This is a genomic window from Bradyrhizobium sp. USDA 4472 (assembly GCF_054058595.1).
Genome location: NZ_JBSSAM010000001.1, coordinates 4,846,531 through 4,866,373, shown reverse-complemented (window position 1 = coordinate 4,866,373; position 19,843 = coordinate 4,846,531). Strand labels below are relative to the sequence as shown.

The following is a 19,843-nucleotide window of genomic DNA, read 5'->3' as shown; positions in this document are numbered from 1 at the left end:
ATCTACCCGCACCGATGATCCGCACAATGAGCGCTAAGAAACCCTTAATCGCGCGGCCCGTGCGAATCCGGGCTCCGCGCGAGGCGCCGGCATTATACCAGGCGGGCGCCCATCGAGCCGTCTCAGAACGTCACCCGCATACCCGCATAGAACGCGCGGGGTCTTGCCGGGCTCAGCGACCGCGGATCGGTGAAGGGACTGCCGCCGTTGGCGAAGTTCGGGACCGCGGTGGTGTCGAAGAACGTACCGTAGGTCGCATAGCGCTTGTCGAAGATGTTGTCGACCTTGCCGTAGAGCTGGACATTCCTGGTGAACTGATAGGAGGTATGGAGGTTGAACACGGCATAGGAGGGCAGCTTCGAAGCCTGGTTGGATTCGTCGCCGACCAGATACTGGCTCGAAACCCACAGCGCATCGCCGCCAACCTTCCAGGCGTCGGTGGCGGCATATTCGATACCGGCCTTGATGCGGTGACGCGGCACGGCCGGGACCTGGTTGCCCGCTACGACCTGAATGGTCCCCGTCCCAGGATCGGCAAAGGGGCTGTTGGACGAAAGCTCGAGCGCATCGAGGAAGCGCGCGTCGACCAGCGCATAGCCGGCATGGAACTGAAGCGTATCCGATTTGAGGTTGACCTCGGCCTCGAGACCCTGCCGGCGCGTCGCCCCGACGTTCTGGAAGAAGCCGAAGCCCTGCCGTCCGGCCACCGGCAGGCCCATGATGTCATCGTAATTGGTGGCGCGGAAGCCGCCGATCTTCCAGCCGAGCGTGCCGATGTTCAGCTCCTTCGTACCGCGCAACCCCGCTTCGAGCGTCTTGGATACCACCTGCTTCAGCGGCGGGTCGGAGACCAGGAAGGATGCGATCAGGCACGGATTGTTCGGGTCGGCGCAGCCGAGCTCGAGCGGCGTCGGCACACGGTTGGCCTCGGAGTAACCGGCATAGGCGGTGAGCTCCGGCGTGATCTTGTAGGTGCCGCCGATCACAGGATTGAAGCGGTCATAGGCGTGATCACCGTTGAGCGCGGTGCCGAGTTGGTCCTCCAGCGTGACGCGGGCGTGGTTGAAACGGCCGCCGCCGGTGATGGCGAAGGCATCCGTCACGTTGAAGGTGTCGAGTGCATAGAGGCCGGTATATTGATTGAGCGTGCGCAGCGATACCGGGCCCATCTCGCCGGTCGCGGGGGTGCCGGATTGGCCAAGGAAGATCCCGCTGCCGCTGACGACGTAGTCGGTGCCGATGGTCCCGAGCTGCGCCGACGCGTTGAAGCTGTTGACGCTGGCATCGAAGCTGGCGCCGAGCAAAAAACGGTTTTCATGATCGAACAGTTCGTCAGTGTTGGTCGCCTGGCCGGAGACGCCGAAGGTGGTCGATCGGGTGTAGGTCCGATCCAGCTCGCCGAGCAGGCTCCCGGACGCAAAGGGGTTTGCAAGCTGCGCGCCATCCAGGCCGTTCGCCGGCGCCGTGTTGTCGCCAAAGCAGAGCAAACCGGCCGTCGCGCAGTCCTGCACGCTGGTGGGGTTGCCGTCGAGCACACGCTGCTCGAACACGCGCGCATGCGCGGTCGCTTCGAAGGTCCACGTGGGCGTCGCCTCGACCTTGCCGGTCAGGTTGACGTAGCCGACGCGATTGTTGGTGGTTTGCGGCGAGGTGTAGACCGCGCCCCAATATTGCTGCAACAGCTCGGCGGGAACGGTGGCGGTCGCGCCGAAATTGTTGTCGGCGAGCCCCATATTGACGTGGAATTCGCTGTCCCCGCCCTTGTAGCCGACATCACCGTAGAAGCGCCGCACGTCCGATTGCGAGAGATTGCGGAAGCCGTTGTCGTGCAGGCCGTCGAGCGCGGCGTAGACGGCGTAATTGGCATCGACCTGCTTGCCCCATTGTGCCGAACTCTGGATGCGGCCGAACGAGCCGCCCATCGTGTCGACCTCGGCGCCCTGGTAGGTAAAACCGTCCTTCATCTGCAGATTGACCGCGCCGCCCAGCGCATTGAGGCCGAAGGCGGGATTGTTGGTCACCACCGTGACCGACCGGATCGCGGCGGTCGGGATCAGGTCCCAATTGACGCTGTCGGCGAACGCTTCGTTGATGCGCACGCCGTTCTGGTAGACGGCAAGCCCTTGCGGCGTCCCGACGATGGGTGAGGCGACGAAGCCGCGAAACTCGACATTCGGCTGGAACGGGTTGCCGCTCACCTCGGTGATGTTGACCGCAGCGACGTTGTCGCGCAGCGCGTCGCTCACGTTCATCGAGCCGGTACGCTTGATCTGGTTGGCATCGATCGCGCTGATGCTGGAGGCAACCTTGTCGACGTCGACGCCCTTCGCATTGCCGGGCGCCGCCGGGTAGACGTAGATGCGGTTGTTGGGTTTGCCGGAACTCACGACGCGCGCCGGCGTTCGGGGCGCAGGACGCCGCGTCGTCCGCTGCGGCGCGACCACCTCGACCGCGGGCAGGTTCTGGACATTGGTCTCCTCGTCCTGCGCGGCCAGGCCAGCATCGGTCCAAAGCACCAGCCCCGTCGAGATCGAGACGATCAAAAGCTTTCGCGCGCCCATCCCCTGCCGTCCCATTCCCAGGCATCGGCCGTTCTGAACGCCGCCGATTGCACAGAGAAGTGTAGCCGGTCCTTGGGGTGGCACTAGCCACAAAAGGTCCGGCATTCTCCGCACCCGTTTTCCCGACGAAATCGGGAATTCTTCCCGACCGGGAGATTTCCCTGATGCGATCAGGCCGAAGCGGTCGGAACCAGCGCTTCGACGGTGACGCCGCCCTCGCCTGACGCGACGTTGAGCGTGCCACCGAGCGCCAGAATCCGCTCGCGCATGCCGACCAGGCCGAAGCCGAGTTTCTGGCCCGGCTCCATGCCGCGGCCATTGTCGCTGACGCGCACCCGGGCGTAGCCACGGCCGTCGCGCCCCGGCCGCTCCGCCGGCTCGATCACCACATCGATCGCGGTCGCACCGGCATGGCGGAAGGCATTGGTGAGCGCCTCCTGCACCACGCGGTAGATGGTGAGATCGGCGGTCTCCCCTGTGATCCCGAGCGCCGGCGAGATCGTGGTTTCGATCGTCACCTCGGGATGCGATTCACGCCATAGCCGCCACAGCGATTCCAGCGCCTTGCCGAGGCCAAGCTCGGCGAGGCCGACAGGCCGCAAGCGCTCCAGCACGCGACGGGTGAACTGCTGTAGCGCATTGATCTGCTCGAGAAGCGCGCCGCCGTGCTTTCGCACGGCCTCTGCACTGGGCCCGCGCCCGTCGGCGAGCTTCGTCAACGCGCTGGCATGGGCGCGCAGCGAGAACAGATAGGGCCCGAACTCGTCATGCAGCTCACGCGCGATCTCCTTGCGCTCGATGTCCTGGAGCGACACCGCGCGCTCGGCAAGTCGCCGCTTGTCCTCGACCGCTTCGCCGAGCGTTGCCGCCAGATGATTGAGCCTGGTGCAGATCGCGGCAAGCTCGGGCGCGCCGCCCGGCATCACGCGCGCGTCGTAGCGGCCGCCTTCGAGCTCGCTCATCGTCTGCCCCAGGGACTCGAGCGGTGCGAGCGCCCGGCCCACCACCGTCATCATCACGAGAAACAGCAGCAGCGCGATGACCGATCCGACCTCGAGCTGCGTGACGATGGCGTCCCAGATCTCGGCGATCTCGTCATTGGGATGCGAGATGATGACGAGCGAACCGGGCTTGCCATGCACCGAAACAGGCACGCTGACGGCAGTCTGGTCGGGATGAACCAGGCTGACGAACCAGGCCGGTGGGCCGGGCGTGTCGTCATCGCTATGGGCACGCGGCGACGTCAGCGGGTTGCCGCCGGCGTCCCGAAGCGCGATGCTGACATGGCGGAGGCGATTGAGGTCGCGCGCGATCTGGTCCAACCTGGCATCCGGATCCGGCGCCTCGTTGAGATCGGCGACGATCATCTCGATGAACTCGCGCGCCAGCCGGATCACGCTCTGGTCCTCGGCCTGCACGCGGGGACCGGCCTCCGCGAGCTCGCGGGCGATGTTGACGGCAAGCCCGAGCGCCAGCAGCAGCGCCAGCAGAAGGTTGATGCGCCCGCGCAAGGAAAGATTTTGCCACATTGCTTTCGCCTGTCCCACGAAGGATCGTTCACACCTGTCCGATAGCGTTGACAGAGGCGAAGCGCCCGATATCTAATCGGAACGTACAGCAATCCCGGCCGGGTTGCATGACCCGACGCGCTGTCTCGTTCGGCATCATGCGGCGCGATAATGAAGGTAAATCCTGTCACGGGAACGCGCTGCCGCGGGGAACGCCTATGCGCATTCTGATCGTCGACGATCATCCCATTGTCGCCTCCGGCTGCCGTGCCGTGCTGGCCGACGAAGGCGAGATCGAGATTCTGGAGGCTGCGGACGCCGAGGATGGCGAGAGCATTTTCATCGTCGAGCGCCCGGACCTCTGCGTGATCGACATCAACCTGCCGACCGTCTCCGGTTTCGAGCTCGCTCGCCGCATCCTCGAGCGCGCGCCGGAGGCCTGCATCATCATGTTCAGCATGAACGACGACCCGGCCTTCGCCGCACGCGCCATCGAATGCGGCGCCAAGGGCTATGTTTCCAAGACCGGCGACCCCGATGACCTCGTCGAGGCGATCCGCACCGTTGGCGGCGGCGGCACCTATCTTCCCAGCGCGATCGCGCGCAGCATCGCTTTCGCAGGGCCGACGCTGGCGCAGAGCCCGTTGTCGAAGCTGAACGCGCGCGAGATGGAGATCTTGCGGCTGCTGAGCGCTGGAAAAAGCCTGTCCGAGATCGCGTGGCTGGTGCAATCATCCTACAAGACGGTCGCCAACACCTCCTCGATCATGCGCCAGAAACTCGGGGTGAGGACCTCCATCGAGCTGGTGCGGCTGGCGATCGACAGCGGCGTGGCCTAAAAGCGCGCGACAAATCTCGGTCACACGAGCATTGCATTCTCGATGTGGTGAGATGCCACGGAGCCATCAGGCATGACGATCCAGACTGTCTCGACCAATACATCCTATGGTGGCGTGCAGGGCGTGTATCGCCATGGGAGCGCGGCGACGGGAACCGACATGGTGTTCTCGGTCTATGTTCCGCCCCATGCCGAGGGCGCGAAGCTGCCCGTGGTCTGGTATCTCTCCGGTCTGACCTGCACCCATGCCAACGTCACCGAGAAGGGCGAATTCCGCAAAGCCTGCGCCGAGCTCGGCCTGATCTTCGTCGCCCCCGATACCTCACCGCGCGGGCCCGACGTGCCCGGTGATGCCAACAACGCCTATGATTTCGGCCTCGGCGCCGGCTTCTATGTCGACGCCACGCAAGAGCCGTTCGCGCGCAACTATCGCATGTGGAGCTATGTCACCGACGAGCTGCCCAAACTCGTGGCGGGACATTTTCCCGTGGATGCCAAGCGGCAGACGATCATGGGCCATTCCATGGGCGGCCACGGCGCGCTGACGGTGGCGCTTCGCAATCCGCACCGCTATCGCGCGGCGAGCGCCTTCGCTCCGATCGTGGCGCCGTCGCAGGCGCCGTGGGGCATCAAGGCGCTGACCGGCTATCTCGGGCCGAACAAGGATGCCTGGCGCAGCCATGACACGGTGGCGCTGATCGAGGACGGCGCAAGATGTTCCGGCTTCCTGGTCGATGTCGGCGAGGCCGATAATTTCCTGAAAGAACAGCTCAAGCCTGAATTGCTGCAAGCGGCCTGCGCCAAAGCCAACATCCCGCTGACGCTGCGGCGCCAGCCGGGCTATGACCACAGCTATTATTTCATCTCGACCTTCATGGGCGATCATCTGCACTGGCACGCGGAGAGACTGAAGGGATGAGCCTTCCCAGCTACTCCGGCTTGCCGTCATTCGGCGTCAGCAGGCGGATCGGCGAGCGCGGCTGATTCCGTCAACAGGAATGCTGCGAAACACAGCAACGCTCGCACGATCGTGATTCCAGCGCTCGCGCGCGCGCGGACGAAATGCGGGGTTGCAAGCCTTGCCAAATCGGTCATGCTTCCAGCAGAAACAATTCTCCACCGGCGGTCAAGCCGGGGGGATGTTTGGAGGAAGCATGATCCGATGGTTGGTCGGCCTGATTGGCCTCGCTGTTGCGACGACGCAGGCGCTGGCGGACCCCGTCGAAATCCACGTCGGCTATCTCCGCGTTGCCGGTGCCAAATCGACACTGTCGCTGGTCGAGCAGCCCGCCGAGAATGACGGGGTCGCCGGCGCCAAGCTCGCGATCGAAGACAACAACACTACCGGAAAATTCACGGGCCAGCGCTTCACGCTGGAGGAGCACCGGATCAAGGAAGGCGACGACCCGGTCCTGGCTGCGACCGCGCTCGCCGAGAGGAACGGCTTCATCGTGGCTGACCTGCCGGCCGATACGCTTCTGAAAGTGGCCGACGCCTTGCGCGATCGCGGCACGCTGCTGTTCAACGCCGGCGCCATCGACGAGCGGCTGCGCGAGGCCGATTGCCGCGCCAACGTGATCCACACCGCGCCGACGCGCTCGATGCTGGCGGATGCGCTCGGCCAATACCTGGTGTGGAAGAAGTGGTCGCGCTGGCTGCTGGTGGTCGGCTCGCATGACGAGGACAAGCTCTACGCCGATGCGCTGCGGCGCGCCGCCACGCGGTTCGGCGCCAAGATCGTGCAGGAGCGGACCTTCGAGGACAAGGGTGGCGCGCGCCGCACGGACTCCGGCGTGACGCTGATCCAACGCCAGATGCCGGTGGTCACGCAACAGGCACCGGCCTACGACGTACTGGTGGCCGCCGACGAAAGCGAAGTGTTCGCAGCCTATTTACCCTATCGCACCTGGGACCCGCGGCCGGTCGCCGGCTCAGCCGGCCTCGTGCCGCGCAGCTGGGATGCGGCGCAGGACCAGTGGGGCGCGACGCAGATGCAGAACCGCTTCATCAAGCTGAACGCGCGACGGATGACCGCGCTCGACATGCAGGCCTGGACCGCCGTGCGCATGATCGGTGAGGCCACCTCGCGGACCAAATCCGGCGACGTCACGAAGGTCTCGGATTTCATCAAGGAACCGGATTTCGAGATCGCCGCCTTCAAGGGCACGCGGCTGACCGTGCGCGACTGGAATCTCCAGCTGCGCCAGCCGATCCTGCTGGTCGATGGCCGCATGGTAGTGTCGGTGTCGCCGCAGGAAGGTTTCCTGCACCAGGTCTCCGAGCTCGACACGCTCGGCTACGATCGCCCGGAGAGCAAATGCAAGCTGAAATGAGGCGTCGAATGTCGCGTGCGGGATTGCTGGCCGGACTGATGCTGGCAGCAACGCCCGCGCATGCCGTCATCGCCTATGTCTCGAACGAGAAAAGCAACACGGTCTCTGTCATCGACACCGACAGCTGGACCGTGACGGAGACCATCAAGGTCGGCCAGCGCCCGCGCGGCATCGAGTTCACCCGTGACGGCAAATTCGTCATGGTTGCGGTCGGCGACGACGACACCATCCAGGTGATCGACGCCAAGACCCAAGCCGTGGTGGACACGCTGCCCTCCGGACCCGACCCTGAATTGTTCACCCAGGATGCCGCCGGCAAGACGCTCTATGTCGCCAACGAGAACGACAACACCGTCACCGTGATCGATCTGGAGAAGCGCGCGCGCCTCGGCGACATCCAGGTCGGCGTCGAGCCCGAGGGCATGACCATCAGCCCCGACGGCAAGACCCTGATCAACACCTCCGAGACGACCAACATGGCGCATTTCATCGACACCTCGTCGCGCCAGATCGTCGCCAACGTGCTGGTCGATCCGCGCCCGCGCTTTGCCCAGTTCAAGCACGACGCGTCCGAATTGTGGGTGTCGTCCGAGATCGGCGGCACGGTATCGGTCATCGATCCCGGAAAGCATGAGGTGACCGGCAAAATCACCTTCGAGATTCCGGGCCTGCGGAAAGAGGCGATCCAGCCTGTCGGCATCGGCATGACCAAGGACGACAAGACCGCCTTCGTCGCGCTCGGTCCCGCCAACCGCATCGCCGTTGTCGACACCGCCTCGCGCAAAGTCACAAAATATCTGCTGGTCGGCCAGCGCGTCTGGCATATGGCGTTCACGCCGGATGAAAAATATCTGCTCACCACCAACGGCGTCTCCAACGACGTCTCCGTGATCGACGTCGCCGCCCACAAGGTGATCAAGACCATTCAAGTGGGCGAGCTGCCCTGGGGCATCACGATCGCGCCATGACCAGCCCCGCCCCTATCGCAGAACAACGCGAGACATTGAAGCGTGATCCGGCCGCGATGCCGGCGTTGTCGATCGACGGCGTCAGCCATTCCTACGGCCCGCGACGGGCGCTGATCGACGTCTCCCTCGAAGTGCAGCCGGCGAGCTTCACCGCGCTGCTCGGCCTCAATGGCGCCGGCAAGAGTACACTGTTCTCGCTGATCACCCGCCTGTTCGGCATCCAGACCGGTCGCGTCGCCATTTTCGGCCATGACATCACCCGCACGCCCGGCGAGGCGCTGCGGTTGCTCGGCGTGGTGTTCCAGCCGCGCACGCTCGACCTCGATCTGTCGCTGACGCAGAACCTGCTTTATCACGCCGCTCTTCACGGCATCAGCCGGCGCGAGGCGGCCACGCGCAGCGCCGAGTTGCTTGCGCGCATTGGCCTCACTGAGCGCGCCGGCAGCAAGGTGCGCGATCTTTCCGGCGGGCAGATGCGGCGGCTGGAGATTGCCCGCGCGCTGCTGCACCGGCCGCGGCTGTTGCTGCTGGACGAGCCGACCGTCGGGCTCGACGTCAAGGCGCGTGCCGACATCATCGGCCATGTCCGCCAGCTGGTCACCGAGCAGGGCATCGGCGTGCTCTGGGCGACGCATCTGTTCGACGAGACCATGGCCGGCGACGATCTCGTGGTGCTGCACCAGGGCAAGGTGCTGGCGCAGGGCCCGCTGGACCGCGTCCTCGCAGAGGCCGGCGCACAGGACGTCAACACCGCCTTCATGCGCCTGACGGGCGCGCAAGTGATGCCGGGAGGCGGCACATGAACAGCATCGCCACGCGCAACGCACCGCGCGGCTTCTCCACCTCGGAGTACATGACCTGCCTTACCGGCATCGTCTGGCGCGAGGGTCTGCGCTTCCTGCATCAGCGCGAACGCTTCGTCTCGGCGCTGGTGCGGCCGCTGGTATGGCTGTTCATCTTCGCCGCCGGCTTCCGCCAGGTGCTCGGCATCTCCATCATCCCGCCCTACGAGACCTACATTCTCTATGAGGTCTTCATCGCGCCCGGGCTGATGGCGATGATCCAGCTCTTCAACGGCATGCAGTCCTCGCTCTCGATGGTGTACGACCGAGAGATGGGCAATATGCGTACGCTGCTGGTCAGCCCGTTGCCGCGCGGCTTCCTGCTGTTCTGCAAGCTGCTCGCGGGCACTGCGGTGTCGCTGCTCCAGGTCTATGCATTCCTGATCATCGCCTGGTTCTGGGACATCACGCCGCCCCCGATCGGCTACCTCACCGTGCTGCCGGCGCTGATACTGTCGGGGCTGATGCTGGGCTCGCTCGGCATGCTGATCTCCTCGGGCATCAAGCAGCTGGAGAACTTTGCGGGTGTCATGAACTTCGTCATCTTCCCGATGTTCTTTGCGTCGTCCGCGCTCTACCCGCTGTGGCGGGTGCAGGAGGGTAGCCCTTATCTCTACTATGTCTGTCAGGCCAATCCGTTCACTCATGCGGTCGAGCTGATCCGGTTCGCGCTGTATGGGCAGATCAGCTGGATCTCGCTCGCCGTGGTTGGAGCTTGCACAATCGTGTTCATGACCGGCGCGATTTTCGCCTATGATCCCTCACGCGGGCTGGCGCGGCGCGGGCCGGCGGGAGGCGAAGGATGAGGGTCCGGACATATGCCATGGCAACCCTTGCGTTCGCGGTCTCGATGGCAGCCGCACGCGCCGCAGATCCGCGCTATCCCGACTGGCCTTGTACGCAAGCCAAGGTGCCGGAGATCTCCGTCGCCGCCGTCTGGGCAGGCCCCGCGCTCGACGACGCCGAGAGCAAATGGAAGGACGACAGCCGGGTCAGCGCGCTGGTCTCGAAGCTCGCGGCGCGCAAGACGCCGCTGGACGAGGCCGAGAAGTCGGTGAAGGACTTTCTGACCGGCTCCACCGACAAGACCACCAATGCAAAATTGCTGTTCGCCGGCCTGTTCGACACGCTGAACGCCCAGCGCTCCCAGGTCCTGAGCGGACTCGAACGCGTCAGCCGCAAGCAGCGCGAGGCTGCCGACAAGATCCGCGAGGAGACCATCCAGCTCCAGGCGCTGCAGGACGCGACGCCGCGCGACGAGGCGAAGGTCGACGCCATGAGCAACCAGCTGATCTGGGAGACCCGTATCTTCGAGGACCGCCGCAAGGTGGTGCGCTTCGTCTGCGAGGTTCCGACCACGATCGACCAGCGCCTGTTTGCGCTCGGCCGCGTCATCCAGCAGGAAATCGAATAGCGTCAGCCTTCCTGACGGCTTCATGAAAGTTCCCGGATATCAACACCATCGTTAATGTTTGGCGCGCTATCTGCGGGAACCAAATCGATCTAGGATGGCTTGTCGATGTGAATCTCTGGAAACGGGAGGCCTCGATGGGAACAGCAAGATTCATCTTCGCGGGCGCTGCAGCCGTCACCATGCTCGCATCCAGCGCTTTTGCTGACGATATGACCGGAATGGTCACTCGAATCGATCGTCTCAACAACACGATCTCGATCCAGCAGATGCAGACGGGCACGGTCGGCGGCAGTGCCGGTGGCGTCGGCGCGCTCCAGCAGTACAAGGCCAAGGACGCTGCGATGCTGGATGCCGTTCACGCCGGTGACAGGGTGACCTACACCGCAACGAACACCGACGGGTCGGGCACGCTGACGAAGCTGCAGAAGCAGTAGGCGGATCACCCGTCGAGGGCTGCGATACTGCACCCACACCATCATCGCGAGCGCAGCAAAGCAATCCTGAGTTCCTCCACAGGACGATTCTGGATTGCTTCGCTACGCTCGCGATGACGTGGAGAAAGCCGGGCTCACTGCTCCGGCCGCGGCTCGGGCTGCGCCCTCCTCCGGCAGCCAGATGCTGCCGAGAATGTCTTTGCGCGGTGCATCTCGCCACACGGTACCTGCCCGAAGGTTCTTGAGCTTCGGCGGTCGCGGCAACACGTCGATGAAGGCACCGTTCTTCGCGCGCCAGATCGCCTCGGCCTGCGCCGTCGTCAACACGCGCGCACCTTGCAGCGTCGCCGCACGGGCGCGCGGTCATTGTCGGTCCGGTAGCCGTCGGGCTCGGACGGCTTCTGCTGCTGCGCCGATGCCGGCGCCAGGAGCGCGACGGCGACGAGCGCAGCGGCAAGAGGCCATCTCATGGCGCTTTCCTGGCCGCCTCCGCGCCGAGCGGCCGGTCGTTCTCATCGAGCAGCGGCACGCCGAAATCGATCAGGATCTTGTTGATCTCGCCCTGGTTCTCCTGGATCAGCTTGTTGAGCAGCCGCTTCCAGTTCTGGTCGGCGGGGCGCACGCCCATGCCGATGCGATAGACCAGCTTCGGCCCTGCGGTTTCCTTCACCAAGGGCGTGATGTGCAGCGAGCCGGCCTTCTTGGCGTAGTACCCTGCCATCGGTCCCCACAGCACGCCGGCGTCGATCTTGCCGGCGGTGAGATCGTCGATCATCGCCTGTGCGGAATTGTCGTAGCGCGTGTCGATCATCAGCGGATAGGGCTTGGCGTCGCTCATCAGCCCGGCGATCGCCATGTTGGTCGCCGGCGGTGTGCCGGCGATGATACCGACGTGCTTGCCTTTGAGCCTGGGATCCTCGAGCGTATCGACATCCTCGAGTCCGCCACCGGCCTTCGCGACCAGCGCATAGGTCGTGCGGTAATAGGGATTGGTGTGCCCTGCACGACGTCGTCGCCTTGCGGGAAGCCCATGATGACGTCGCAGCGGTGCGCGCCCAGGGTCATGCGGACGAAGCCTGTCGCCTGCGGGAAGAACACGTAGTCCAGCTTCTTGTGCAGCTTGTTCGCGAACAGCTCCGCAAGCTTGTTCTCGATGCCCTCACCCTTCTCGTTGGAGAACGGCATGTTGCGCGGATCGGCACAGACACGCAGCACCTTGGGATCGACCAGCTCGAACGAAAGGTCACCACCGTCAGTCGTCTGCGCGCTGGCGACATCGCCCATCCCACAAGCCGCCACCATCATACACACTGAAATCAACCAGCGACGATGCCGATCGGCTTCCATCGCGCTTCCTCCTCATTCCATTCGAATGCAATCCATGCAACGCGGGATGCGCCATGTCCGCCAAGCCTTGTGTTGGCTTCGTCGTGTTGCAGCGCAGTGCGGCAAGCCCTGAAACTGAGGCGAAAACGTGTCTCGTCTCGCGTCAAGGATCGCAGTCCTGTGCCTGCTGGGAGTTAGCACGCGCCGGGACTGCCGAATTGCCTGTAAGCGAAGTCGCGCCGGGAATCTTCGTGCACTCGGGGACAATCACCCTGATGACGCGCGAAAACGAGGGCGATATTGCCCATGTCGGCTTCATCGTCGGGACGGAAGCGGTGGCCGTCATCGACACCGGCGGCAGCTTGCGCGAGGGCGAGGAATTGCTGGCATCCTAATTTGCGCTTCACCTGTGTCTCCAACGGCGCCAAGCGTTTTCGCGCGGAGGCCAAGGACACGGATGGTCACGTGTTCCGCAATGAATGGGACGTGGACAAGCCGGGGACGTAGGTCTCCCAACCGTCATGGCCGGGCTTGTCCCTGCCATGACGAATGCGGTTGGCACGGCGCCTTGATCAGAAGCACCTCACCTCGGCCTCGGCCTGCGCGCGGCGCAAATCACTCACCGCCGAATTCGCCTGCTCTGACGTCCGGAACTGGGCGCCGAGATTGCCGCGGACCTGGGACATGCTGAGCGCAGTCTCGGCGGTGACGTAACGGTCATAGGGGACGATCGAGGCGACGACATCGACCGAGCAAGAACATTGCTCGATCGCCTGCCGCGTCTCGCCATTGGCCTTCATGCAGCCATAGACATATTCCGCGCGCGCCGAGGTCGGATAATCATTGGCCTCCTCGGCCCGGGAGGCATAGGCGGTCGCCGCAAGCACGACCACGGCGGCGACGATCGGTCGTACCTGTCCCGCAAGACTCATGAGCGTCCTCCCGCTGGTTGCGATGGAAGCTATGCTATGCGTATTGTCCTGAAAAGCACTCTTTCAGAGGAAGCGGCTCACAAGGTGATGAGAGTTTTGGCACGAATATTGGCGCTCGCGATGATGCTGGCACTGACGCCGGGCCTGCGGGCCCAGGCAGCTGATGTCATCCGCCTGGCGGTCCAGAAGACCGGAACGTTCGCCTGGGAACTGGCGACGATCCGCGAGGCCGGGCTGGATAAGGAGGCCGATCTGTCGCTGGAAGTGACCGAGCTTGCGAGCCCGGAGGCCGGCAAGATCGCGCTCCGCGCCGGCAATGCCGATATCATGCTGTCGGACTGGCTGTGGGTTTCGCGCGAGCGCGCGCTCGGCGCCAAGCTCACCTTTTATCCCTATTCGAGCGCGCTCGGCGCGGTGATGGTGCCCGCTTCCTCCCCGATCAAGACGCTTGCCGACCTCAGAGGCCGCAAGCTCGCCGTCGGTGGCGGTCCGATCGACAAGAGCTGGCTGCTGCTGCAAGCACGTATGAAGCAGGACGGCATCGACCTGAAATCGGATGCGACCATCGTCTATGGCGCGCCGCCGCTGATCGCCGCCAAGGCGCTCGAAGGCGAGACGGATGCGACCCTGAATTTCTGGAATTTCTGCGCCCAGCTCGAGGCCAAGGGCTTTCGCCGCCTCGCCGGCATCGAGGAGATTCTGCCGAAGCTGGGCGTCGAGGGCGCTGTCTCTGCCGTCGGCTACGTCTTCGACGAGAGCTGGGCCGCGAGCCATCGCGACGCCGTGGCGCGCTTCGTCGCCATGACGCGCAAGGCCAAGCAGTTGCTCGTCACCTCGGACGCAGCCTGGGACAAGATTGCGCCGCTCACCGGCGCGACCGGTCCGGCTATGCTGAAGACTTACCGCGATCGCTATCGCGACGGCATTCCGCGCCGGACCATCAATGATGAGGAGGCGGATGCGCGCGTGCTGTACCGCGTGCTGGCCGGGATCGGCGGCCGTGACCTTGTCGGGCCGGCGGCCGAGCTCGATCCCGGCACGTTCTATCATGCAGCTCCCGGAGATTGAGGTGCTGCGCCTTCTCTCGTTCGTCCTCTTCGTTGCGATCTGGTGGACCGCCGCATTGTTCGTCGGCGGTGCCAAGCTGCCCTCTCCGCCTGCGGTACTCAACGTCATCATCGCGGACGCCGCGAGCGGCGCGCTGTTCCTGCATCTCGGCGCCACGCTGGCGCGCGTCGCATTGTCTTTCGTGCTCGCGATGTCCGTCGGCAGCGCCATCGGTTATCTGATGGGCCGGGTGAAGCTCGCGGACCGGCTCGGCGATCCCTGGCTGATCCTGCTGCTCAACCTGCCGGCGCTGGTGGTGATCGTGCTGGCCTATATCTGGGCCGGCCTCACCGAGGCCGCGGCGATCGGGGCGATCGCCATCAACAAGCTGCCGACCGCGGTCGTCACGTTGCGCGAGGGGGCGCGCGCGCTCGACCGTTCGCTCGATGAGATGGCGACCGTGTTCGCAATGCCCCGCTGGCGCGCCTTCCGCCACGTCGTGCTACCGCAGCTTGCGCCCTATCTCGCGGCCTCCGCCCGCTCCGGCCTCTCGCTGGTGTGGAAGATCGTTCTGGTCGCCGAGCTGCTCGGACGGCCGAACGGCGTCGGATTCGAGATCGGTGTCGCCTTCCAGCTGTTCGACACGCCGCGGCTGCTCGCCTATTCCCTGACCTTCGCGGCCGTCGTGCTCGTGATCGAGACCGCGCTGGTGCAGCCGTTCGAGGCCCGCGCAACGCGGTGGCGGCCCCGTGCGGCTTGAGGTCGAGATCACCGGCAAGACTTACAGAAGTGCCGCGGGCGGAACGCACGAGGTGCTTTCGCCCCTGAAATTTGGCTTGCAATCCGGCGAAGTCGGCGTGCTGATCGGTCCGTCCGGCTGCGGCAAGAGCACGATGCTGCGCATCATCCTCGGGATCGACCGCGATTTCGGCGGCCGTGTCAGGCGCCCCGCGGAAGCGCGAATCGGCATGGTGTTTCAGGAGCCGCGGCTATTGCCGTGGCGCACCGTCGAGCAGAACGTACGGCTGGCGGCGCCTGATGTTTCCGATGCCAGGCTTGCCGAGCTGTTCAGGATACTGGAGCTCGAGGCGCATCGCAGCCACTTCCCCGGCGAATTGTCGCTCGGCCTCGCCCGGCGTGTTGCGCTGGCGCGCGCTTTTGCAGTCGAGCCCGATCTGCTCGTGCTGGACGAGCCCCTCGCCTCGCTCGACGACGCGCTCGCCGGCCGCCTGCGCGACGAGATCGCGACGCTCGTCGCGAGTCGCTCGGTGATGACGCTGCTGGTGACCCACAGCCTCGAGGATGCGATCCGTCTCGGCGACCGCCTGTTCTTTCTCTCGCTGCGCCCGGCGCGCATCGTGCAGGACGTGCCGATCTCGATTCCGCGCGCCGAACGCAGCGAAGCCGAGCTTGCGAGGATCAAGGCGGAGCTCGCGGCGTTGCCGCTTGAATCGACATGAGAACTCGTGGTCAACTGCATCAATGAGATCGTCCCGAGGAGGTCACCAATGCGCCGTCAGCTGATCGCGATTGGCATTTTGTTGGCTATGCCAGGCACAGCGCTCGCGCAGACCAAGGGCAAAGGCATCCGTCTCTGGAATCTCACGAGCGAGACGATCTCCGGCTTCCAGCTTGCGCCATCAGGCAAGACCGACTGGGGCCCGAACCAGTGCCTGAACGACAAGGACAAGGAGGTCGATCACGACGAGCGGCTGCGCATTACCGGCGTCGAACCCGGCCGCTACGACGCCAAGGTCACCTATCCCAATTCCCGGCAATGCGTCGTCCGCGACATCGAGATCAAGGCCGATGCGGTGTTCTCGATCGCGGACAAGGATCTGAAGGACTGCACGAAGTAGCAGGCGCGCCTCACGCCTTGTCATGTGTGTGCGGATATTCGCAACGCCAGCGCACCGCCCGCCATTTCGGATGCTCGCCGATCCATTGCGCGATATGGGGCGGCGCCGCCATCGAGCATTGCGCCGGTGAGCCGCCGAAGTCGAACACCAGATGCAGCTCCTCGCAGGTCGCAGGCGAGAGCACCACACACACAGTCACCACCAGGTCGATCGGGTTCATGCCGGGATCCTCGCGCGGGAGCGATTGAGACGAGCACAATAGGCTACGCTCCGGGCTGCGGGTAGTTTCATTCGGTGCGAGACGGGCCGGCAAGCCGCGTAGCTAGAAGTTGATCCCGAACACCAGCCGCGCCTGATGGCGCTCGAAATTGACCAGGTCGAGATTGGCCGCTGATCCCGCGGGACGGCCCCAGGCCTGCATGCTCCAGCTCAAGGTGAGCCGCGATTGCTCCGAGAGCTGGAAATAAGCAGTCGGTCCGACGAACAGCGCCTGCCCCGAGAGCGCGCCGAGACCGATGCCGTCATATTGGCGGAAGTAACGCATCTCACCGCCGAGCAGCATGGTTGGGCTCACGCGCACCATGCCGGCGAACGCGGCGCCAACCGTCGAGCTCTTCTCGGACAGCCGCGACACCTCGAAGCGCGCCCATTCCGGCTGGTAGACCAGATTGAGCGCGCCGACGACAAAGTTCGGGATCAGCTCGCGGTCAAAGGCCAGCGTGAAGTCGGTGCCGTACATCCGCCCTTTCGCGCCGCTGACCTCGTCGATGCGATCGCCATGGGTCTCCGAGGCGATCGTGAAGCCGAACGGCGCGGTCACGTGATCCAGCAAGCGATAACGCAGGTCGAGCGAGAAACCCTGGAAGTTGAACTGGCGGCGGTCGTCGACATCAGGGACGCCGGTGATGTCGTGCATCGTCGCCGTGCCGCCGGCCTCGATGCGAAAGTTCGGCAGCGGCACGATCTCGATCTCGACCTCCTCGCCGAGCGCGCGATAGGTGCCGCTGCCCTTGCCGAAGCGTCCTGTCGTCTGAGTCTGGAATTCGCGCTCGCCGGGATTACCGACGTCACTGCCGATCATGAAGCCGAAGATGTGCTCGGTATCGAAGCCCTCTTCGGCGCTCGCACATGCCGGCGCGAGCGCAGCCGTGCAGGCCAGGGTCCAGAGGATGTGGGCTCTCGTGCGCATCCCTGACACTACCACGGCTTCGACGGCATCTGCCATCGAAGCCGCGGCAGGTCGTCAGTCCTACTTGCGCGCAGCGCAGGCGTACATGTTGATTTCCATGCCGACCGGCACTTCCACGATCTTCGGAGCTTTCCAAGCCATTCGGGGTCTCCCCAAGTATTGAGCGCGACATCGCGCCGGCCAAAACCTAGGGCTGGGTCAGGCACGGCGCAAGTCTGGAATTGGACCGCAGACACAGCGAACCATCGCGCAACACACGCAAATTTCGCTCTCGGGCAAATCGCCTTCGCTCCCAGTCAAACGTGGTGGCTCTCAACGCAACAGCCGGAGAAGCGCGCGACCTGCGCGCGAATTCAACTCCTTCGCATCCAGCGTTCCATCCCCGTCGGGATTGGCCGCGTTGAAACGCTGCTCGACCACGGCCAGGTATTCGTCGAGCGTGAGCGTGCCGTCGTGATCGGGGTCGTCGGCAGCGGCGAGCTCTTTCGCCGTTAACCGTCCGCGGGGTTCGCGCAAGCGCAAGCGCAATTGAGCGACGCGCCATCATTTGGACCTCCCTGATCGTGAGCCGATTCGCGCGGGCATGGAATGACATAAGTCCACAAGGATGCCGCGGTTCAAGTCCGGAACCGCTGGCCGTTCAGTGCACGACTGGCGAACCCCTACGGCTCCAGCGCGCGCCCGTCGCAAGCCCTGCATCACGCCACGGAATTTTTTCAGCGCCTGCACACAAGTGGGAGTTGCAAGTGGGGGGCCAAGTGAGAGTTGCAAGTGAGGGTTGATCGTCAGGTTTCCGTCAGGTGACCGGCTTCCGGCGCCAAAATATCGGCAGTGCACTCTCGACTTTCGTATTGACGTGTTTTGCTTTCCAACGGAGTGTTGTTCCTGCAGCGCCAAAAGGCGCGCCTATTGGGAGGAACGGATGAAACGTTTTGCGATGGCCGCGAGCCTCGTCATATCCGCATGCTCGGTTGCGAGCGCACAGACGACCGATCAACTGGTCAAGGGCGCAACCGATACATCGAACGTTCTCAACTACGGGATGGGTTACAATCTCCAGCGGTTCTCGACGCTGAACCAGATCAACAAAGACACCGTCAAGAACCTCGTCCCGGTCTGGAACTACTCCTTCAACGACGATCGCAGCGAGGAATCGCAGCCGCTGGTGTACCAGGGCGTGATCTACGTGACCTCACACAATGCGACCATGGCGGTCGATGCCAAGACCGGCAAGCAGATCTGGAAATCCAAGATCGAATATCCGGCCGAGACTCCACGCATCGTCTGCTGCGGTATCATCAATCGCGGCGGCGCGCTCTACGAAGGCAAGCTGTTTCGCACCACGCTCGACGCCAACGTGATCGCGATCGACACCAAGGACGGCAAGGAGCTGTGGCGGCAGAAGGCGGCCGACATCAAGGAAGGCTATTCGATGACGGTGGCGCCTCTGGTCGCCGACGGCGTCGTCATCACCGGCATCTCGGGCGCCGAGTTCGGCACCCGCGGCTTCATCGACGGCTGGGATCCGGCCACCGGCAAGCATCTCTGGCGCACCCATTCGATCCCCTCGCCGGACGAGCCCGGCGGCGACACCTGGAAGGGCGATACCTGGAAGCTCGGCGGCGGCTCGACCTGGATCACGGGGTCTTATGATCCCGAGCTGAACACGGTGTATTGGGGCATCGGCAATCCCGGCCCGTTCAACGCGGCCGTGCGCCCCGGCGATAACCTCTACACCTGCTCCGTGCTGGCGATGGATCCCAAGACCGGCAAGATCAAGTGGCACTACCAGTTCTCGCCGAACAATCCGTTCGACTATGACGCGGTGGCCGAGATGGTCCTCGCCGACATGAACGTCGAGGGCAAGCCGACCAAGGTGCTGATGGACGCCAACCGCAACGGCTTCTTCTACGTGCTCGACCGCACCAACGGAAAGGTGCTCGCCGCCAATCCTTACGTGAAGGTGAATTGGGCGAGCGGCGTCGACCTGAAGACGGGCAAGCCGATCGAGACCTACGTCGTCAAGGACGCGCGCGACGGCAAGAAGGTCACGGTCTATCCGTCGATCCTCGGCGGCAAGAACTGGGAGCCGATGTCGTTCAATCCTCAAACCGGCCTCGCCTACGCCAACACGCTCGCCTTTGGCGGCAGGTACAAGTCGGAACCGGTCACATTCAAGCAGGGTGAATGGTATCTCGGCATGGACCTGACCGATCCCTGGGAATGGGGTGACGGTGCGCGCGGCCATCTGAAGGCGATCGACCCGATGACCGGCAAGGCGAAGTGGGAAGCGGCAAGCGACATTCCGCGCTTCTCCGGCGTGTTGTCGACCGCCGGCGGCGTCGTGTTCACGGGTTCGCTGACCGGCGAGTTCGAGGCCTTCGACGCCGACAGCGGCAAGAAGCTCTGGCAGTTCCAGACCGGCTCCGGCATCGAGGGCCAGCCGGTGACCTGGCAGCAGGATGGCGTGCAGTACGTGGCCGTCACCTCCGGTTACGGCGGCGTCTACTCGCTGTTCTCCGGCGACGAGCGGTTGGCCAAGGTGCCACCCGGCGGCTCGCTCTGGGTCTTTGCGGTGAAGCAGTAACGGCA

The 19,843-nt window shown here is 64.4% G+C and carries 20 protein-coding genes and 4 pseudogenes; 15 read left to right on the top strand and 9 right to left on the bottom strand.

The window, feature by feature from the left end; translation table 11 throughout:
- Positions 1 to 122 precede the first annotated feature (122 nt).
- Both ACVWZ4_RS22650 and ACVWZ4_RS22645 read right to left on the bottom strand, forming a co-directional pair.
- On the bottom strand, positions 123 to 2,561 hold the full coding sequence (locus ACVWZ4_RS22650) for a TonB-dependent receptor (protein WP_456741233.1): 2,439 nt from the start codon (positions 2,559 to 2,561) through the stop codon (positions 123 to 125).
- A gap of 170 nt (positions 2,562 to 2,731) precedes the next feature.
- Positions 2,732 to 4,090 carry a histidine kinase gene (locus tag ACVWZ4_RS22645; RefSeq protein ID WP_456735857.1) on the bottom strand — a complete coding sequence of 453 codons (1,359 nt, stop codon included), beginning with the start codon at positions 4,088 to 4,090 and terminating at the stop codon, positions 2,732 to 2,734.
- A 197-nt stretch (positions 4,091 to 4,287) separates the two neighbouring features.
- On the opposite strand from ACVWZ4_RS22645, the gene ACVWZ4_RS22640 reads away from it, so the two are divergent.
- The 8 genes from ACVWZ4_RS22640 to ACVWZ4_RS22605 all read left to right on the top strand — a co-directional run bounded on the left by ACVWZ4_RS22640 (position 4,288) and on the right by ACVWZ4_RS22605 (position 10,898).
- Positions 4,288 to 4,908, top strand: coding sequence for a response regulator (locus tag ACVWZ4_RS22640; protein WP_456704804.1), 621 nt, complete (start codon positions 4,288 to 4,290; stop codon positions 4,906 to 4,908).
- Positions 4,909 to 4,980: 72 nt separating this feature from the next.
- A complete protein-coding gene (fghA, locus tag ACVWZ4_RS22635; protein WP_456735858.1) occupies positions 4,981 to 5,826 on the top strand; it encodes an S-formylglutathione hydrolase in 846 nt (281 codons plus the stop codon).
- Between the two features lie 235 nt (positions 5,827 to 6,061).
- A complete protein-coding gene (locus ACVWZ4_RS22630) occupies positions 6,062 to 7,240 on the top strand; it encodes an ABC transporter substrate-binding protein (RefSeq protein ID WP_456735859.1) in 1,179 nt (392 codons plus the stop codon).
- Positions 7,225 to 8,208, top strand: coding sequence for a YVTN family beta-propeller repeat protein (locus ACVWZ4_RS22625; RefSeq protein WP_456741232.1), 984 nt, complete (start codon positions 7,225 to 7,227; stop codon positions 8,206 to 8,208). Before ACVWZ4_RS22630 ends, ACVWZ4_RS22625 begins: the two co-directional genes overlap by 16 nt.
- Positions 8,205 to 9,011: an ABC transporter ATP-binding protein gene (locus ACVWZ4_RS22620; RefSeq protein WP_456704808.1), complete on the top strand. Its 807-nt coding sequence runs from the start codon at positions 8,205 to 8,207 to the stop codon at positions 9,009 to 9,011. Before ACVWZ4_RS22625 ends, ACVWZ4_RS22620 begins: the two co-directional genes overlap by 4 nt.
- Positions 9,008 to 9,856 (top strand): ABC transporter permease, encoded by an 849-nt coding sequence (locus ACVWZ4_RS22615; protein WP_456738772.1) that lies wholly within the window; start codon positions 9,008 to 9,010, stop codon positions 9,854 to 9,856. Before ACVWZ4_RS22620 ends, ACVWZ4_RS22615 begins: the two co-directional genes overlap by 4 nt.
- Positions 9,853 to 10,464 carry a hypothetical protein gene (locus ACVWZ4_RS22610; RefSeq protein ID WP_456704810.1) on the top strand — a complete coding sequence of 204 codons (612 nt, stop codon included), beginning with the start codon at positions 9,853 to 9,855 and terminating at the stop codon, positions 10,462 to 10,464. The genes ACVWZ4_RS22615 and ACVWZ4_RS22610 overlap by 4 nt, the downstream gene beginning before the upstream one ends.
- A gap of 134 nt (positions 10,465 to 10,598) precedes the next feature.
- A complete protein-coding gene (locus ACVWZ4_RS22605) occupies positions 10,599 to 10,898 on the top strand; it encodes a copper-binding protein (RefSeq protein ID WP_456704811.1) in 300 nt (99 codons plus the stop codon).
- Between the two features lie 162 nt (positions 10,899 to 11,060).
- Here ACVWZ4_RS22605 and ACVWZ4_RS22600 read toward each other — a convergent pair.
- Positions 11,061 to 11,368 (bottom strand): annotated as a pseudogene (locus ACVWZ4_RS22600) (PQQ-dependent catabolism-associated CXXCW motif protein); the annotation flags it as partial.
- Positions 11,365 to 12,203, bottom strand: a pseudogene (locus tag ACVWZ4_RS22595) (substrate-binding domain-containing protein). The pseudogenes ACVWZ4_RS22600 and ACVWZ4_RS22595, both read right to left, overlap by 4 nt.
- A 95-nt stretch (positions 12,204 to 12,298) precedes the next feature.
- On the opposite strand from ACVWZ4_RS22595, the gene ACVWZ4_RS22590 reads away from it, so the two are divergent.
- On the top strand, positions 12,299 to 12,619 hold the full coding sequence (locus ACVWZ4_RS22590) for a hypothetical protein (RefSeq protein WP_456738336.1): 321 nt from the start codon (positions 12,299 to 12,301) through the stop codon (positions 12,617 to 12,619).
- A pseudogene (locus tag ACVWZ4_RS22585) lies at positions 12,615 to 12,731 on the top strand (quinoprotein dehydrogenase-associated SoxYZ-like carrier); the annotation flags it as partial. The gene ACVWZ4_RS22590 and the pseudogene ACVWZ4_RS22585, both read left to right, overlap by 5 nt.
- A 65-nt stretch (positions 12,732 to 12,796) precedes the next feature.
- On the opposite strand, the gene ACVWZ4_RS22580 reads toward ACVWZ4_RS22585, so the two are convergent.
- Positions 12,797 to 13,156 carry a hypothetical protein gene (locus ACVWZ4_RS22580; RefSeq protein WP_456735861.1) on the bottom strand — a complete coding sequence of 120 codons (360 nt, stop codon included), beginning with the start codon at positions 13,154 to 13,156 and terminating at the stop codon, positions 12,797 to 12,799.
- A 120-nt stretch (positions 13,157 to 13,276) separates the two neighbouring features.
- On the opposite strand from ACVWZ4_RS22580, the gene ACVWZ4_RS22575 reads away from it, so the two are divergent.
- From ACVWZ4_RS22575 to ACVWZ4_RS22560, 4 genes are read left to right on the top strand one after another with little or no spacing between them, the layout of a single operon-like run.
- Positions 13,277 to 14,224 carry an ABC transporter substrate-binding protein gene (locus tag ACVWZ4_RS22575; protein WP_456738203.1) on the top strand — a complete coding sequence of 316 codons (948 nt, stop codon included), beginning with the start codon at positions 13,277 to 13,279 and terminating at the stop codon, positions 14,222 to 14,224.
- 1 nt (position 14,225) lies between these two features.
- Positions 14,226 to 14,963: an ABC transporter permease gene (locus tag ACVWZ4_RS22570; RefSeq protein ID WP_456735862.1), complete on the top strand. Its 738-nt coding sequence runs from the start codon at positions 14,226 to 14,228 to the stop codon at positions 14,961 to 14,963.
- Positions 14,953 to 15,663, top strand: coding sequence for an ABC transporter ATP-binding protein (locus tag ACVWZ4_RS22565; RefSeq protein WP_456735863.1), 711 nt, complete (start codon positions 14,953 to 14,955; stop codon positions 15,661 to 15,663). Before ACVWZ4_RS22570 ends, ACVWZ4_RS22565 begins: the two co-directional genes overlap by 11 nt.
- 48 nt (positions 15,664 to 15,711) lie before the next feature.
- Positions 15,712 to 16,062 (top strand): hypothetical protein, encoded by a 351-nt coding sequence (locus ACVWZ4_RS22560; protein WP_456735864.1) that lies wholly within the window; start codon positions 15,712 to 15,714, stop codon positions 16,060 to 16,062.
- 10 nt (positions 16,063 to 16,072) lie between these two features.
- Here ACVWZ4_RS22560 and ACVWZ4_RS22555 read toward each other — a convergent pair whose 3' ends face one another.
- From ACVWZ4_RS22555 to ACVWZ4_RS22540, 4 genes and pseudogenes are all read right to left on the bottom strand, one after another.
- Positions 16,073 to 16,282 carry a hypothetical protein gene (locus tag ACVWZ4_RS22555; protein ID WP_456704816.1) on the bottom strand — a complete coding sequence of 70 codons (210 nt, stop codon included), beginning with the start codon at positions 16,280 to 16,282 and terminating at the stop codon, positions 16,073 to 16,075.
- A 102-nt stretch (positions 16,283 to 16,384) separates the two neighbouring features.
- Positions 16,385 to 17,287, bottom strand: a complete 903-nt coding sequence (locus tag ACVWZ4_RS22550; RefSeq protein WP_456735865.1) for a hypothetical protein — start codon at positions 17,285 to 17,287, stop codon at positions 16,385 to 16,387.
- A gap of 24 nt (positions 17,288 to 17,311) precedes the next feature.
- The gene (pqqA, locus tag ACVWZ4_RS22545; RefSeq protein WP_012029362.1) at positions 17,312 to 17,392 is read right to left on the bottom strand and encodes a pyrroloquinoline quinone precursor peptide PqqA; all 81 of its coding nucleotides are present in this window, start codon (positions 17,390 to 17,392) and stop codon (positions 17,312 to 17,314) included.
- 171 nt (positions 17,393 to 17,563) lie between these two features.
- A pseudogene (locus ACVWZ4_RS22540) lies at positions 17,564 to 17,773 on the bottom strand (calcium-binding protein); the annotation flags it as partial.
- 400 nt (positions 17,774 to 18,173) lie between these two features.
- On the opposite strand from ACVWZ4_RS22540, the gene ACVWZ4_RS22535 reads away from it, so the two are divergent.
- Positions 18,174 to 19,838 (top strand): methanol/ethanol family PQQ-dependent dehydrogenase, encoded by a 1,665-nt coding sequence (locus tag ACVWZ4_RS22535; protein WP_456741230.1) that lies wholly within the window; start codon positions 18,174 to 18,176, stop codon positions 19,836 to 19,838.
- Positions 19,839 to 19,843: the final 5 nt, after the last annotated feature.